Raw genomic sequence first — 15,232 nt, forward strand, 5'->3', positions numbered from 1 at the left:
AGGAGGAACTAATGAAAGATTTTATAGATGTTGATGAAAAATTACCAGTATTAAAAACTATCCCGTTAAGTCTCCAGCACTTATTTGCTATGGTGGGGGCAACTATACTTGTACCAATGATTACAGGTCTAAGCCCATCTATTGCACTATTTTGTAGTGGTGTTGGAACATTACTTTATATATTATGTACAAAAGCTAGGCTTCCAGCATATGTTGGGTCATCCTTTGCATTTATTGGACCTATGGGGGTTGCTACAAAGGCATATGGACAAAGTTCAATGCTTTCAGGAATTATTGCCGCAGGACTTGTATATGTAATTGTTGCTTTAATTATTAAACTTGTAGGAATTAAATGGATAAATAGACTATTGCCTCCAGTTGTTGTAGGCTCTGTTGTAATTGTAATAGGATTAAGCCTCGCTAGTGTTGCAATACAATGGTCAGGACTGAATTCTACATTTACATCACCTGCACTTGAGGGTATATCTAGAGGCACGTGGATATTTATATCAATGACTACCTTGGCTGTAGCAATAGCGGGCACCATGTATTTTAAAGGATTTTTCGGAGTAGTACCTATTCTAATTGCAATGGTAGTTGGATACATACTATCTATAATATTCGGAGCAATCCCTAGTGAAACTCTAAATCAAATTGGATCTGCTAAGCTTATTAGATTACCAAGCTTTGTTTTGCCGACTTTTAATATAAATGCTATTATGCTCATGGCTCCAATAGCTTTTGTAACTCTTGCTGAACATATTGGACATGTATATGTTACTAGCAATGTTTGTGGAAGAGATTTTGCAAAAGATCCAGGTCTTCATAGATCAATACTTGGAGACGGAGTTGCTACAATGTTTGCAGGATTCGTTGGCGGGCCTCCAAATACAACATACGGTGAAAACATAGGGGTTATGGCAATCACTAAGGTTTACAGCGTTTGGGTAATAGGAGGAGCAGCAATTATCGCGATAATACTATCATTTATTGGACCAGTATCAGAAGTTATTGGTAACATACCACTACCTGTAATTGGGGGAGTAAGTGTAATGTTATTTGGAATAATTGCATCTTCTGGTTTCAGAATATTTGTTGAAGACAAAGTTGATTTTAGTAAAAAGAGAAATCTTATAATTGCTTCAGTAATAATAGTTTTAGGAATAGGTGGAGGAGGTATTAACTTCAAATTTGCAGGAGCAGATGTAGAAATTGCAGGACTCGCTTTAGCAACTTTGGTGGGTATAGTACTTAACTTAGTTTTACCTCAAACTAGTAGGTCAGGGGATAATTAATCAGCCTTTTAAAAGAATAAATATATAATTAAGTGTCAGACGAGTTCTGGCACTTTTAGCTATTTTATGACTCAAATATAAAATTTCTAGACAATAATAGCAAATAGCGATATTATAATATGAGAGATATGATGATAAGCATATGAAGAAATAGGAGAGATAATATATGATGTATACTTTAATTGCCACAACTACTTTTGGAATAGAAGCAGTTACTGCTAAGGAACTAAAAGTATTAGGGTACGAAAATTTAATTGTTGAAAATGGAAGAGTAACTTTTCAAGGCGATGAAATGGATATTGCAATATGTAATACTTGGCTAAGAACAGCAGAGAGACTTTATATAAAAATGGCTGAATTTAAGGCATTGTCCTTCGAAGATTTATTTCAAGGAACACTTGCAGTAGACTGGGGTAATTTAATACCTGAAGACGGCAAGATGCATATTATAGGTAAATCTGTAAAGTCACAGCTGCACAGTGTACCAGATTGTCAAGGAATAGTAAAAAAGGCAGTAGTTGAATCAATGAAGAAAAAATATGTTAAAGAGTGGTTTTCAGAAGATGGCCCTGTGTATAAGATAGAGGTTGCAATTCTAAGAGATATAGTGACTTTATCAGTAGATACTTCAGGTGTTGGGCTACATAAGCGAGGATATAGAGAATATGCTGGTGAAGCACCACTTAAGGAAACTTTAGCTGCAGCCCTTGTTCTAATAAGTAAATGGGATAGCACAAGAGTTCTAGCAGACCCACTTTGTGGTTCAGGAACTATTCCAATCGAAGCAGCACTTATAGCTAAAAACATGGCCCCAGGGTTAAATAGAGAATTTGTAAGCGAGACATGGCCTAATATAGAAAAGGATGTCTGGGAGCAGGTACGAGAAGGCGCAAGAAAAACTATAAACCCAAATGAAGTTGAAATACTAGCATCAGATATTGATGCGTCTCTACTTAGGACAGCAGGTCAAAATGCTGAAAAAGCAGGAGTTAAGGATTTCATAAAATTTCAAAAGATACCAATGCAAACTTTTACGTCTAGGCAGAAGTATGGTGTTATAATTACTAACCCACCATATGGAGAAAGACTTGGAGAACGAGAAGAGGTAAAAAGAATACATGAAGGTCTTGGAGAAATGTATAGGAGCTTAAACGAATGGTCTTGTTTTGCTATAACATCCAATGTTGAGTTCCAAAAGCAATTTGGACAAAAGGCAGATAAAAACAGAAAATTATATAATGGAAGATTGTTGTGTTATTATTACCAATATATAAAAGAGGTACCAAGGAAAAAGAAGGAAGACTAAGTATGAATTCTCTAACGTGACTTGCAATATGAGCTCAGAACGTGAAACTCAATTAACAAATTCTAATCTTTTGCTAATATAAAATTCTCTGTCGTTCACACTCGACGTCCTGTCTCGGGTTCACTAACCTGACTTCCTGTCAGGTTCACGAGAATTTTATATTATCAAAAGAAGAATTTGTTAATTGAATTTCAATGTTCTTTCGCTTCTTATTGCTAGTCACTTCAGAGAAAGCTCATACTATAGTGTATATAATAAGTTGTATCTAATTGGGAAGGCAAAGTGTAAAATATACTTTGCCTTTTCGTGCGTCCAGCATATGCACTTAGCCGGTAGGCTGAATGAAGTCTGTATTATCAAGCTTAATAGGTAAGTTCATGAATGCTGGAACTATCAAAAATGGGATTTTTGATGAAGTTGATATAGTTTGTCCGCAGGGCGGTGGTATTTCACTATTGTTAATGTATATACATATAGACCATTGTGATAATACAATGATGGAAATAGGTAAATGTATAACATCACAGCCGTGTTAAGGCAATTGTATATTATTTAAAGGAATACATATGCTCTCATTATCCTTTTGTTGATCACTAGTTTTATACAACAACACATAATTGTCATACATAGCATATATTCTATTTATGATTAATGGATTTTCATCTACTTTGGTTAAATTAATAAATTTATTGGTATTGTAATTATATATGCAGGTACTATTAAACACATTGTTATTCCAAGTTAGATATTTGCCGTTTAATGTGGGATCGCACCTATATAATTCATTTTCTATTTTATCATAACAAAGTGAATTTTCATCGACTATAGTTTGGACTTGATTATTAGTTAAATTAATTAATACCACCTCAGAATTACAGGCGTTCTGGTTTGCTTTTTTTAAAGGGATTTTTACAGCGGCTATTTTGTCTTTGAAAATGCTAGGGTTATGAAAAAAATCATTAAATGTAAGTTGCTTCTGTATTTTGGTATTTAAGTCATAAATAAATAAATCACTAAACCTATACTGTGTTAACCTGACTTCATAGTTATTGTTAATCTCTTTATATTTACTCCATACTATTGTATTATCATACAAACTACAATCAGCAATCATCTCATTCATAACATCATTTGTAGAGGTTATAATATTTTTCTTATTACTATCAATTTCGTATTTTATTAATTCTGTTTTTACTTTTAAACTATTTGGTTCTGTTTTACAATACACTAATGTATTATTATATATTGATAATTTGTCAGGTGTATAGTTAATGAACATAGGTACTTTATATTTATTAGAAATAAATGAGCTTTTATCAATGATATGTTTTTTACCACTTGATATATTCTGCGCTATCATTTGCCATTTAAAAGGCTTATTACTAGTGTCATCTATTAAGACTTCATTTTCTACCCATACTATCCATTCTGAATTACATGTAATAGTTTTTATAAAATCTTTACTATTAGATACACTGGCAATTATATTTATAGAACCATTTTTTACATTGTAAGAATAAATATTTTTGCAATCATTTTTTGTTGCTATCAAAACATCTCTACTCAAAATGTAGCCTTGAAAAAATAAATCCAAAGGCAATTTTTTTTTCGTAATATCAGTAAAATTTATAACTGATATTGGGTTTCGTATACTTGTTATTGCAACTGTAGGTCTGGAAGTAGTATTAGCTCTTTTAGAATGTTGTATAAAAATTAAAACACATAGAATTGTTAAAGCAATTATTGATAAAAATGGTATTAGGCGTTTTTTCATCATAAAACAAGCCCCTCATTTTAAATTTAAATATAAATTGTTATTAATTCTAATTATAGAATTATATTACATTATATAGAATATATATTCAACATATAAATTTGGAGGACCTACTATTAACATTAGGGTGGGTAAATTATTTCAGAATTGCAAATTATAAAGGACTTATTGAGAAGGTATTTAGTGTATGCAAGGTTAATTTATAAAGCCAAGACACTTTAATAGATTGTGTAGATACATCATAGTGTCTATATTGGTAAGACTTTTTCCGTAAGTGACTTGAAATAAGAAGAGCAGAAACATTGAAATTCCATTTAGTAATTCTTGTTTTGTAAATGGGAAAATTCTCGTGAGCCTTCCAGGAAGGAAGGCTAGCGAACCTGATGCAGGACGCCGAATGTGAGCGATAGAGAATTTTACATGAACAAAATTTTAGAATTACTTAATGGAATTTCACGTTTCAAACTATTATTTCAAGACACACAGGGGAAAGTCTTACTAGGCTATTCAACTCTTTGTAAAGTACTCTCAATTGGAGTTACATATATAGTTTTGTTTGTAGAGTATATAACCATTCCAGGTTTTGCACCAGATGGTTTCTTAACATTTCTGACCTGTGTATAATCAACAGGTACGCTTGATGAATTTTGTGATTTACTAAAATATGCAGATAAATTACCAGCCTCGAGTAGTGTAGTTTCTGGTATATCACCAATATGTTTTATAATAACATGGGAACCTGGTATATCCTTTGTGTGTAGCCACATGTCATTTTTGTTAGCGAGTTTTAGTGTCAAAAGATCATTTTGAATATTATTCCTACCAACATAGATGTCAATGCCTTCACTTGATATAAAGTGCATAGGTTTAGTTGGTTTGGCTTTTTTAGATTTACCGTGTTTTTTAATTGTAATATATTCAGTTTCTATTAATTCATTTTTAATATCTTCAATTCCATTATAGTTTTCTACATTTATTATATTAGTGAGAACAGAATGAAGATATTGTAATTCATTATTAGTGAGATTCATTTGAACTAATGCCATTTCTTCTGCTATCTTAAATTTATTATATTTTTTGTAATAATATTGGACATTCTGTGATGGAGTTTTATGCTCATCAAGTTTTATTTCAATATTTTCACCATTTTCGCTATAATAATTTACAAGACTTGCAATCTTGTCACCTTTTTTAAGTGAGTATATATTGGCTGTTAGGAGTTCGCCATGTAGTTTATAGGTACCTTTATTTTCGCAATCATTTAAAGTTTGTGTAAGTATCCTTACTTTCTTATCGCAACGACTTATATTATTGTTTACTATTTTTTGAAGGTTTGAGCTTTTTGCATTTAACCTATCATGTTTATCTTTGCGAAAGTAAAAATCTTCTATTAGCTTAGATGGTGAATCGTATTTTTCTATTTCACAATCTTTAAGTGAAGTAAGCTCAACAGAATGAAAATCTTTTAGTTTGCCATTCATGGCGTATGTAGCTAAAAAAACATTTTTAGACATGTTATTAAATACTCCAACTGTAAAATCATAAATATTTTGAGAATGATCTAAATCAAAATCAGTATATTTAGCACGATACCTATAAACAAGTTCTGATGATAGGTTAGAACTTACTCCTGTGAAGGTGCCAGTGAAAAACTTTTCACCAAGCTCTATATCTTTATCAGTTATGTATTTATAAAATTCATCATAACTAAAGTTAAAAGCATCTAGTTTTGTGGAAGCAGGGGGGTAGATATATTCTACTCCTGTGTATAGTACACGATAACTATTGACGTCTGAGCTAACATGCTTAATGCTATCCATGATTATGTTATCGCGTGTACGAACTAAACTAATATTACTGTGTCTACCCATTATTTCAATAATTAAGGAATACACACTATCAAATCCTAGTTCATCACTGGATTTAAAGTCGATAATTAGCAATCTATCTGAATTTAGTTGTCTTACATCTAAGACAGTAGCAGTATTTAAATATTTTCTTAAAACCATACAAAATTTAGGGGCTTGTATTGGGTTCTGTTTATTAAATTCTGTAAAATGAATTCTAGGATAATTTGCACTTGAACATATTAATAATTTATATATTTTTCTATTTTTTTTAAAACTTAATATAACTTCATCCTTTTCGGGTTGAGTTACTTTATCAACTCTACAATCTATGATTATATCTTTTATTTCCTCAACGAGGCTAGATAAATAAATTCCATCTAATGCCATATATATCATCCTTTCCTTCTAAAATGTCGTAAAAATTTATAAATTTGAATTTATGCCTTGCAAATAATACTATATATAATATACTACTATTAACATAAACTATTATTAATAGTATACCATTAAAGAAAATTATTGAAAAGTAAGTCATGTTGGTAGCGAGGGGGAACAATTGTATGGAATTTATAAATTTCACAAAAATGCAAGGAACAGGAAATGATTTTATAGTTATTGAGGATTTAGAAGGTAAATATAATGATCTATCGGAAATTTCGAGCAAACTTTGTGATAGACATTTTGGAATAGGTGCTGATGGAATTTTAGTAGTTAGAAAAAGTAATATAGCTGATATACAAATGATAATTATTAATTCTGATGGTTCTTATGCATCAATGTGTGGTAATGGCATAAGATGTTTCGCTAAATATATTTGGGAAAAAAAATATGTGGCGAGTAATACAATAAAAATTGAAACTGGCGATGGTGTAAAGATTGCAAGTATAAATGTTAAAGAGGGATCTGCGAAGAGCGTAACTATTAATATGGGGAAATATAATTTTGAACCTAAAAGTATTCCAGCCTTAGCGCCCAATGAAATAATAAATCAAAAATTAGAGGTTGATAATAAAGAATATTATATTACTTCAATGCTTATGGGTGTGCCACATACTATTGTATTTGGTAGTCATAATGATTTTGAAACCCAGGAAGGTAAGTCTATTGAAAATAACCGTTTATTCCCAAAAGGCACAAACGTAAATTTTTGTGAAGTGTTAGATAGACATACAATAAAAGTTAAAACATGGGAAAGGGGCGCAGGACCAACTTTAGCTTGTGGTACTGGTAGTTGTGCGTCAGTAGTTGCAGCTAACAGATTAGGCTATGTTGAAGGTAAAGTAACGGTATATGTTCCTGGAGGAGCACTAAATATAGAAATTGTTAAAGATGAGGTTCTTATGGAAGGGCCTGCGGAATTGACTTTCGATGGAAAATTTTTTCTAAGTTAAAATTAATGCAACTGTCTATTTTAATAGGCGGTTGTTTTTTTATTTAATTTATTCCATAAAAGTGAATAGAATTACTAAAAGTGACCATGCTTACAAATAGGATGGCTGTTTAAAAGTTTGCGAATAAGGAAAGGTAAAATGTATGAAAAAAAATTTACTCAAATTATTATTAGAAAGAGACTTAATAACCTCACAAGTCTACAAAGATGTTCAAGAATCTTCAATTAAACAAAATTGTAGTGAAGAACAAATAATTCTACGAAATGATAAAATAGATCTAAATCAGCTTATAACTATAATTGAAAATGAGTTTAATATACATTATATTGATTTAGAATCTAAATATGAAAAAAATGGAGCATTTAATTTAATATCAAAAGAAGTTGCAAAAAGACATAATTTGATACCGTTTTATGACAATGACAATCAGGTCTATGTGGCTTTCTCAAACCCTTTTGATATTAAGGTAATTGATGAGCTGAAATTTATTACAAATAAAAGAATTAAAGTATTTTTTGCTTTAGGAACTGATATCACGTGCTCTATAGAAAATTGTTATGGAAAACAAATTGTTGATGTAGCAGTTGAAGAAATGAAAAAAGAATACATATTAGAGGAAGAGTTGAAAAATGAAGAGCTGAAGGAGGCACTATCTACTGAGAATGCTCCTGTTATAAGGATAACAAACTCTTTACTAAAGAGGGCTGTAAATGCAGAAGCTAGCGATATTCATCTAGAACCTTTTAAACTTTCAGCGATTATACGAATGAGAGTTGATGGCATACTAAAAGAAATAAACCAAATTCCAAGTAATGTGTATAAATCATTGTGTACAAGAGTGAAAATTATGGCGAATATGGATATTGCAACAAAACTTATTCCTCTAGATGGAAAGATTACAGAAAATATAGATGGAGTAGATTACGATTTTAGGGTATCCTCCTTGCCAACTATGTATGGTGAAAAATTAGTTATTAGGGTTTTGTACAAAGCGGAGAGATTTATTAATTTAGATTCATTGGGATTTAGTGAAGACAAAGTTATTCTTCTAAGGGATACATTAAAACTTTCTCATGGAATGATAATAGTCTCAGGGCCTACAGGAAGTGGAAAGTCTACAACCTTATATGCATTACTAAATGAAATCAATAGTAAAAGCAAAAATATTATTACTATAGAAGACCCAATAGAATATAATATGCCTAGAATTAATCAAGTAAATGTTAATAATAAAGCTGGACTTACTTTTTCAACAGGCCTTAGAAGCATTTTGCGGCAAGATCCTGATATAATCATGATCGGTGAGATTCGTGATGAGGAAACTGCACGAATTGCTGTTAGGGCATCAATAACAGGTCATTTGGTGTTGTCAACTTTGCACACAAACGATTCGGCTGCTTCTATATCAAGACTAATAGATATGGGGATTCCGTCGTATTTAGTTGCAGATTCATTGGTTGTAGTTTTGGCGCAGAGACTAGTTAGAAAATTATGCTCATTTTGTAAACTGCAATATGAGATTATAGGGAAGGAATTTGAGCGATTAGGATTTAATAGTGGAGAAAAAACATATAAAGCTGTTGGATGTAGTAAGTGTAATGAAACTGGATATAAAGGGAGAACTGTTATATATGAATTATTAAGAATAGACAGTAATCATAGAACTATTATAGCAAGAAGTGGGATAAGTGATGAGCTTTGGGCATACTGCAATGAAAAAAAATTTGGATCATTTATGGATAGTTGTAGGTCTTGTGTAATTAACGGAATAACCTCAATAGAAGAATTCGAGGAGGCTACTTATAGTTATAATTACAAATAAGAAACATAGAAAATCGCCAGGGATAGGTGAGATAGAATATGAGGTATAAATACATAGCAAAAACAATAAATGGAACTTTATTAAAAGATAGTTTTGATTGTGAAAGCATAGAAGAATTAGCGCTCTATTTACGTGAAAAAGAATTATATTTAGTAAAATCCACCATAATTAAAAAAATAAATACAAATTCTAGAAGACCTAATCAAAAAACCATATCTATATTTTGCAAGCAATTCTCAGTATGTTTAAGATCGGGCATACCCATATGTGATATCCTAAATTTACTCTATGAGCAAATGCTTCATAAGGCCATAAAAAAGAGTCTTATTAGTATTAGAGAAAATGTTCAAAAGGGTAATTCACTCTGTGCAAGTATGAAGAAAACTACAAATGTGTACCCTGATTTTATGATTAATATGATTTACTTGGGAGAAGAAAGTGGAAAACTTGATATAATTCTAGAAGAATTATCAAAGTATTATGAGAAAGAACATAAGTTATTAAAAAAATTTACTAACTCTATGATTTATCCTTGCACGGTATTTATAACATTAATGATAGTATCATTGTTTTTACTTATAAAGGTGATACCTATATTTATTGTAAACTTGAATTCATTTGGTGCGGAAATTCCATTAATAACAAGATTAGTTATAGGATCTAGCAACTTCGCACGTAGCAATTTGTTGTGGATTTTAATAGTAATCTTAATTTTGATTTCAGTTTTTATGAAATATATTAAAACTCAAAGTGGGAGGTTTATTTTCGATAAGTTTAAATTCATTTGCCCAATATTCGGTCCAGTGTATAAACGTCTTATATATACGAGATTTTCAAGAGGACTTAATATATTACTAAGTAGCGGAGTTGGATTACTAAGGACTTTTGAAATTATTAATGATGTTATTGAAAACAAATATTTTAAGCTAAGGCTTAAAAGTGTTTCTAACGATATAAAAAAAGGGAAAGATTTAGCTAGTTCACTAAATGCGATGAATCTATTTCCACAATTTTTTGTAGCCATGATAAAAATAGGGGAAGAGACTGGTAATTTAGATGGAATGTTTTTAACTGCAGCTGATATATTCTATGAAGACGCGCAGGAGAATGTAGAGAAAGCAACAGTACTGTTAGAACCAATTATGATAATTTTTTTAGGAATTATGATTGGAACAATTGTATTAGCAGTTATGTTGCCAATGCTCAGTGTTATGGACTCGGCAGGTAAATTCTAATGGTATTTAAGATGGAAAGGAAATTTATTCGTAAAGGATTTACATTAATTGAGTTAACGGTAGCTATAGCTATTATAGGCATTATAACATCGTGTAGTGCACTTACATATAAATATTATAAAGAATTACAAAACAAAATGGATGCGAATTATTACTGTAATGCAGTAGTTAGTTTTATTAATAACTCAAAAATGTACTGTAGGGAAAAATCTTGTAGTGCTGTCATAACTTTTGATATACCAGGGAATATTATAAAATTAGATGTAGGAACTAAAACAGTAAGTAAAATAATACTCTTAAATAAAATAACCCTAGATAATGTTACTGGGACTCAGGTTGATAATGACATTCTAATTGACAAGATGGGATATACAAGTGATTCTGGAACAATAACATTGAGAGATAACAACCTAGTATATTATAAAATTACAATGGGAGTTGGTACTGCATATGTTGAAAACAAATAAAAGGGCGTTTACATTAGTGGAAGTATTATGTAGCCTTGCAGTATTTTCTATCATTTTCGTTTGCATGATGTCATATGAGGCGACGTCGCTCAATATGAAAAAGGATATCAAAACTGTAAATAATGATGTTCTCTTAATGGAAAACTTAAAAAATAACATTATATACTCTATGACATATGAAGATTTAAATCAATTAATAACTAATAAAAATTTTTTCGTAAGCAAAAATAATATTACGATGGATGCAAATAAAATGATAGTTAAAAATATTTTCATAAATCAAAAACCAACATTAAATTCATACATAAAATTAACATCTACAGGAATAGATTCAAATGTTTATAAGCTGAATATTTCTTTATATTCTATCAATCCAACAGATAAATTAGAATTACAGTGTAACTTTTATAAAGGTAAACATAGATGAAGAAAAGAGGATTTACACTTATAGAGTTAGTAGTTGTTATGTCTTTGGCATTTTTAATGTTAGGGGTAGTGGGAAACATACTTACATCATATGTGAAAGGCTATAAAAATAGTTTATTGCAAAGCAATGGATTTAATTATTTAAACAGTGCAATAGTAATGATAGACTCTGAAGTGAATCAATATGCAAGTGATGTGAAAACTGATGGGAATATTATTAATATAGTTTGCTACAAAGGAAATAGTCCTAAAAATATAAAATCAGTAAATGGGAACATTATTGTTTCTACAAACGTTGGTAATAATTATTATACAAATATAATAATGAAAGAGGTTAAAGATTTTACAGCTATAAAAACAGGGAAAATTCTTTATATTAAAATTATATGGCACAATGGTCAAAGTATTGAGAGGTGTTTAGCAATAAAAAATGCAAACTAAAAAGGGATTTATATTAATTTATACGCTTTTAGTGGGAATTATTTGTTTGATTATCACGATGTACATATTTGATATTCAGATGTCAGAAATAAAGTATTCTACAAGCAATAAAAGATATGTATTAATGGATGATAACTATCAAAGGGACAAAGAATATTTAATGACTTTGTTTTCTACATATATTGATACAAATAAAGTAGAAATAAAAAGGCTTACAATAACTACCTTTTTTCATGATATAACAGGTTCTGTTGTAAGTTATCAAGGAGCTAAAGTTACTTATAATAATACAACAAATGAATTTGTTTTTGCAACACCTTACGATATTAATGCATATAGAAATGATTATTATAAGTTAGAAACACTTAATGAAGATTTTAAAATGGTATTTAAAAAAACATTATATAGTAATAGGTAAGGAGGGGAAAATGAAATTTAGAAAAAATATGTTTCTAGAGGTTTCGACTCAAAGAATTTCGGGTGTAGAATTTTCTAAACGCACATTACTAAATAGAGTGGTTAATATCGCTAAAGGAAATTCGTATTGTAGGGATTCACCCGATATAAAAGATTTTAAGATAGATATAAAAAACAAAAACTTGTATGTTCTTGTTGAGGGAGAAGCAGTATATATAAAAAAAGTAATACTACCAGTAGTTAAAAGACATTTAATTTATGACATGATTAAAAGTGAATTAAGATATTATTACAAGGACATTAATAATATTGCATTTACGTATAAGTTAATAAAAAAAGACAAATTCAATATGGAGATATTAGTTTTTTGCATAAAGGGAAATAGCTTAGAAATTTTAGAAAATAGTATTAAGAATAATATTATTTTGAAAAAAGTAAATTTAATTCAATTTTGCTTTAAGTACTATTATTCCAGTAAAATTAATGTTAAAAGCTATATATTGGTATTTTACTATAATTGTAATTTGTATTTTTTAATATGTTGTGATAATGAAATTGTAGCTAATAATATTATATATATTAAAGGATTATATGAATTTAAGTTTTCAAATGTTATGAATGAATTTTTAGAGTTATATAATGATTATGCTAAATCATGCGAAAAGATCTATTATTCAAATATAAAAGAGTTAGACATAAAAGAATTTGAATATATAGAGTTACCTCACCAAATATTAGATGACATAGACAGAGAAGAATTGTTAAAATATATAATAGTAAAAGGGTAGATAGATATGAGGAAAAAAACATTCATTCCCAATTGGTATGTCGATGAAAAAAATCGAATAGAGAATAAAAAAATCAAAATAGGTATGGTGATAACATCATTTTTAATTATATTTTTAATAAGTCTAATATTTAATACCTATAATAAAATAAATCATATAAATGGTGAGATTTTAAATAAAAAAAATGATGTCATTACGGAAGATAAAAACATAACTAAAGAAAAAATTAAAAATGAAGAAAAAATAAAAAATGAAGAAAAAATAAAAAATGAAGAAAATGATAAACATAATATTATTACAATTGAAAAGTATAATAACTTTAGTAATTTTCTTGATAAAAATAATTTGAGCTACATAAGTATTATCATTACTGAGTTTAATTTAGAAATAGACATTGCAGCTAAGAGTTATGAAGAATATATAATGATTGTAAGATGTATTGAGAATAATTATTCAATAAAAAAATTAAGTCCAAACATTAAAAACGAAGGGAATTTTAACTTTACAGTTATATTAGAGGTATAAGAATGTATAAAAACCAAAAAAATAAGTGGGTGCTCTTAGTTTTAGTGGTCCTAATGGTGATTTTATGTACTAGATTAATTTTTGTTAAAAACAAGGTAATTTCATATAAAAACCAAAACACATTTAAAAGCAAAAGCGTATCTAAAACTTTAAGGAACGAAAGTGTTAAAAGTGTAAAAGAATATGGATATAGTGACATATTAGAATGTGTACAAAAAAATAGAGATTTTGAAATTAAGTCTATTAATTTAATGGAAAATGAGATTTGTAGTGTCGAAGTTAATTATAATGGAGATATAAAATTATTATATAGTGCATTATGTTATTTAAATGAGAGTGAAAATTTCTTAAGCGTTAATAAGATTAGCATAAATACGGATGCTAAAAGTACAAGTTTAAGCATTAACTTTAAAAAGAATAAGTAATTTTGAAATATATTTGCAAATGTCATTCAGTTTTGATAAAATAACATTGTTCCACTGTAATGTTTATATTTACCGTTATAACTGTGGAATGTGCTATAATAATTAATGAATTGAGTCATGCTTAGTATAGAAATATCGATAAGTATTATATACATAACTTATGAAATCATGCGATAACAGTAATGGAATCGATATCCGACCTAAAGCGCATATGTGATTAAGTGTATAAATCAAGTATTGTTAGTCTATACTAAATATGATAATATATATAAAGGTTTAGAAATGAGCCATATGCTAAACAAGCAAGGTTATAATATATTAAAGTTGTAATATGTTAAAATAAGGGAATTATTAATGAATTTTGGAGGGATACTTTATGATATCAGCAGGAGACATAAGAAAAGGAACTACATTTGATGAAGGTGGACAAGTTTACACTGTAATAGATTTTTTACATGTAAAGCCAGGTAAGGGAGCTGCATTTGTTAGAACTAAACTAAGAAACGTTATAAACTCTGGGGTTACAGAGAAAACATTTAATCCTACTACAAAGTTACAAGAGGCAGTTATAGAAAGAAAAGAAATGCAATATTTATATGCAGCTGACGGACTATACTACTTTATGGATCAAGAGACTTTTGAACAAATACCACTTAACTACGAAAAAGTTGAAGATGCAATAAAATACTTAAAAGAAAATATGTTTGCTATAATAAAATTTTATAAAGATGAGGCTTTCTCAGTAGAGGCTCCAAATTTTGTAGAACTAGTAATAACTGCAACTGAGCCTGGTGTTAAAGGCAATACATCTTCAAGTGTAACAAAACCTGCTACAGTAGAAACAGGAGCAATAATCCAAGTGCCAATGTTTGTTAATGAAGGTGAAACTATTAGAATAGATACAAGAAATGGCGATTATATGCTAAGAGTTTAAGTTTTTAAAAAAGAAGGACCTATTATAAACTGGTACCTATGTCAAGGACAATATAAAAAAGAGTACTAAGATGCTAAAAGGTGATTTCTGTATTGCACAGGAGTCATCTTTTTCAGGTTCCACTGGTATCTATAAT

At 29.4% G+C, this 15,232-nt stretch carries 16 protein-coding genes; 14 read left to right on the forward strand and 2 right to left on the reverse strand.

The genetic code is table 11. From position 1 onward, the window contains the following. Nucleotides 1-11: 11 nt before the first annotated feature. The 3 genes from uraA (at nt 12) to KPL55_RS09885 (ending at nt 3,137) form a co-directional block, all read left to right on the forward strand. Nucleotides 12-1,295 carry a uracil permease gene (gene uraA, locus KPL55_RS09875; protein WP_216306543.1) on the forward strand — a complete coding sequence of 428 codons (1,284 nt, stop codon included), beginning with the start codon at nt 12-14 and terminating at the stop codon, nt 1,293-1,295. A gap of 166 nt (nt 1,296-1,461) precedes the next feature. Then, nucleotides 1,462-2,601: a THUMP domain-containing class I SAM-dependent RNA methyltransferase gene (locus tag KPL55_RS09880; RefSeq protein WP_216306544.1), complete on the forward strand. Its 1,140-nt coding sequence runs from the start codon at nt 1,462-1,464 to the stop codon at nt 2,599-2,601. A gap of 341 nt (nt 2,602-2,942) precedes the next feature. Further along, the gene (locus KPL55_RS09885) at nt 2,943-3,137 is read left to right on the forward strand and encodes a hypothetical protein (protein WP_216306545.1); all 195 of its coding nucleotides are present in this window, start codon (nt 2,943-2,945) and stop codon (nt 3,135-3,137) included. Here the strand turns inward: KPL55_RS09885 and KPL55_RS09890 are convergent. Then, complete coding sequence (locus tag KPL55_RS09890; protein ID WP_216306546.1) at nt 3,134-4,378, reverse strand: hypothetical protein; 1,245 nt, start codon at nt 4,376-4,378, stop codon at nt 3,134-3,136. The two genes, KPL55_RS09885 and KPL55_RS09890, sit on opposite strands and share 4 nt — an antisense overlap. Before the next feature lie 500 nt (nt 4,379-4,878). Continuing rightward, nucleotides 4,879-6,612 carry an Rqc2 family fibronectin-binding protein gene (locus KPL55_RS09895; protein ID WP_216306547.1) on the reverse strand — a complete coding sequence of 578 codons (1,734 nt, stop codon included), beginning with the start codon at nt 6,610-6,612 and terminating at the stop codon, nt 4,879-4,881. 182 nt (nt 6,613-6,794) lie between these two features. Between KPL55_RS09895 and dapF the strand changes: the two genes are divergently transcribed. The 11 genes from dapF to efp all read left to right on the forward strand — a co-directional run bounded on the left by dapF (nt 6,795) and on the right by efp (nt 15,096). Further along, nucleotides 6,795-7,616 (forward strand): diaminopimelate epimerase, encoded by an 822-nt coding sequence (gene dapF, locus KPL55_RS09900; protein ID WP_216306563.1) that lies wholly within the window; start codon nt 6,795-6,797, stop codon nt 7,614-7,616. A 142-nt stretch (nt 7,617-7,758) separates the two neighbouring features. Next, nucleotides 7,759-9,438 (forward strand): GspE/PulE family protein, encoded by a 1,680-nt coding sequence (locus tag KPL55_RS09905; protein ID WP_216306548.1) that lies wholly within the window; start codon nt 7,759-7,761, stop codon nt 9,436-9,438. 38 nt (nt 9,439-9,476) lie between these two features. After that, on the forward strand, nt 9,477-10,673 hold the full coding sequence (locus tag KPL55_RS09910; RefSeq protein ID WP_216306549.1) for a type II secretion system F family protein: 1,197 nt from the start codon (nt 9,477-9,479) through the stop codon (nt 10,671-10,673). Next, nucleotides 10,673-11,140 carry a type II secretion system protein gene (locus tag KPL55_RS09915; protein WP_216306550.1) on the forward strand — a complete coding sequence of 156 codons (468 nt, stop codon included), beginning with the start codon at nt 10,673-10,675 and terminating at the stop codon, nt 11,138-11,140. The genes KPL55_RS09910 and KPL55_RS09915 overlap by 1 nt, the downstream gene beginning before the upstream one ends. Continuing rightward, nucleotides 11,124-11,567 (forward strand): prepilin-type N-terminal cleavage/methylation domain-containing protein, encoded by a 444-nt coding sequence (locus tag KPL55_RS09920; protein WP_216306551.1) that lies wholly within the window; start codon nt 11,124-11,126, stop codon nt 11,565-11,567. The genes KPL55_RS09915 and KPL55_RS09920 overlap by 17 nt, the downstream gene beginning before the upstream one ends. Then, nucleotides 11,564-12,007 carry a type II secretion system protein gene (locus KPL55_RS09925; protein WP_216306552.1) on the forward strand — a complete coding sequence of 148 codons (444 nt, stop codon included), beginning with the start codon at nt 11,564-11,566 and terminating at the stop codon, nt 12,005-12,007. Before KPL55_RS09920 ends, KPL55_RS09925 begins: the two co-directional genes overlap by 4 nt. Continuing rightward, a complete protein-coding gene (locus tag KPL55_RS09930; RefSeq protein ID WP_216306553.1) occupies nt 11,997-12,425 on the forward strand; it encodes a hypothetical protein in 429 nt (142 codons plus the stop codon). The genes KPL55_RS09925 and KPL55_RS09930 overlap by 11 nt, the downstream gene beginning before the upstream one ends. Nucleotides 12,426-12,435: 10 nt before the next feature. Next, complete coding sequence (locus KPL55_RS09935) at nt 12,436-13,212, forward strand: type IV pilus biogenesis protein PilM (protein ID WP_216306554.1); 777 nt, start codon at nt 12,436-12,438, stop codon at nt 13,210-13,212. Between the two features lie 6 nt (nt 13,213-13,218). Further along, nucleotides 13,219-13,737, forward strand: a complete 519-nt coding sequence (locus KPL55_RS09940) for a hypothetical protein (protein ID WP_216306555.1) — start codon at nt 13,219-13,221, stop codon at nt 13,735-13,737. Nucleotides 13,738-13,739: 2 nt separating this feature from the next. Next, nucleotides 13,740-14,162, forward strand: coding sequence for a hypothetical protein (locus KPL55_RS09945; RefSeq protein WP_216306556.1), 423 nt, complete (start codon nt 13,740-13,742; stop codon nt 14,160-14,162). Nucleotides 14,163-14,538: 376 nt separating this feature from the next. Further along, nucleotides 14,539-15,096: an elongation factor P gene (efp, locus tag KPL55_RS09950; RefSeq protein WP_216306557.1), complete on the forward strand. Its 558-nt coding sequence runs from the start codon at nt 14,539-14,541 to the stop codon at nt 15,094-15,096. The last annotated feature ends 136 nt before the right edge of the window (nt 15,097-15,232 follow it).

This window comes from Clostridium lacusfryxellense (assembly GCF_018861735.1).
GTDB classification, from domain to species: domain Bacteria; phylum Bacillota; class Clostridia; order Clostridiales; family Clostridiaceae; genus Clostridium_AD; species Clostridium_AD lacusfryxellense.

Excerpts from the sequence above, each read along its gene's own strand:
- uraA (WP_216306543.1), top strand. The coding sequence starts at position 12 with ATGAAAGATTTTATAGATGTTGATGAAAAATTACCAGTATTAAAAACT.
- KPL55_RS09880 (WP_216306544.1), top strand. The coding sequence starts at position 1,462 with ATGATGTATACTTTAATTGCCACAACTACTTTTGGAATAGAAGCAGTT.
- KPL55_RS09885 (WP_216306545.1), top strand. The coding sequence starts at position 2,943 with ATGAAGTCTGTATTATCAAGCTTAATAGGTAAGTTCATGAATGCTGGA.
- KPL55_RS09890 (WP_216306546.1), bottom strand. The coding sequence starts at position 4,378 with ATGATGAAAAAACGCCTAATACCATTTTTATCAATAATTGCTTTAACA.
- KPL55_RS09895 (WP_216306547.1), bottom strand. The coding sequence starts at position 6,612 with ATGGCATTAGATGGAATTTATTTATCTAGCCTCGTTGAGGAAATAAAA.
- KPL55_RS09905 (WP_216306548.1), top strand. The coding sequence starts at position 7,759 with ATGAAAAAAAATTTACTCAAATTATTATTAGAAAGAGACTTAATAACC.
- KPL55_RS09910 (WP_216306549.1), top strand. The coding sequence starts at position 9,477 with ATGAGGTATAAATACATAGCAAAAACAATAAATGGAACTTTATTAAAA.
- KPL55_RS09915 (WP_216306550.1), top strand. The coding sequence starts at position 10,673 with ATGGTATTTAAGATGGAAAGGAAATTTATTCGTAAAGGATTTACATTA.
- KPL55_RS09920 (WP_216306551.1), top strand. The coding sequence starts at position 11,124 with ATGTTGAAAACAAATAAAAGGGCGTTTACATTAGTGGAAGTATTATGT.
- KPL55_RS09925 (WP_216306552.1), top strand. The coding sequence starts at position 11,564 with ATGAAGAAAAGAGGATTTACACTTATAGAGTTAGTAGTTGTTATGTCT.
- KPL55_RS09930 (WP_216306553.1), top strand. The coding sequence starts at position 11,997 with ATGCAAACTAAAAAGGGATTTATATTAATTTATACGCTTTTAGTGGGA.
- KPL55_RS09935 (WP_216306554.1), top strand. The coding sequence starts at position 12,436 with ATGAAATTTAGAAAAAATATGTTTCTAGAGGTTTCGACTCAAAGAATT.
- KPL55_RS09940 (WP_216306555.1), top strand. The coding sequence starts at position 13,219 with ATGAGGAAAAAAACATTCATTCCCAATTGGTATGTCGATGAAAAAAAT.
- KPL55_RS09945 (WP_216306556.1), top strand. The coding sequence starts at position 13,740 with ATGTATAAAAACCAAAAAAATAAGTGGGTGCTCTTAGTTTTAGTGGTC.
- efp (WP_216306557.1), top strand. The coding sequence starts at position 14,539 with ATGATATCAGCAGGAGACATAAGAAAAGGAACTACATTTGATGAAGGT.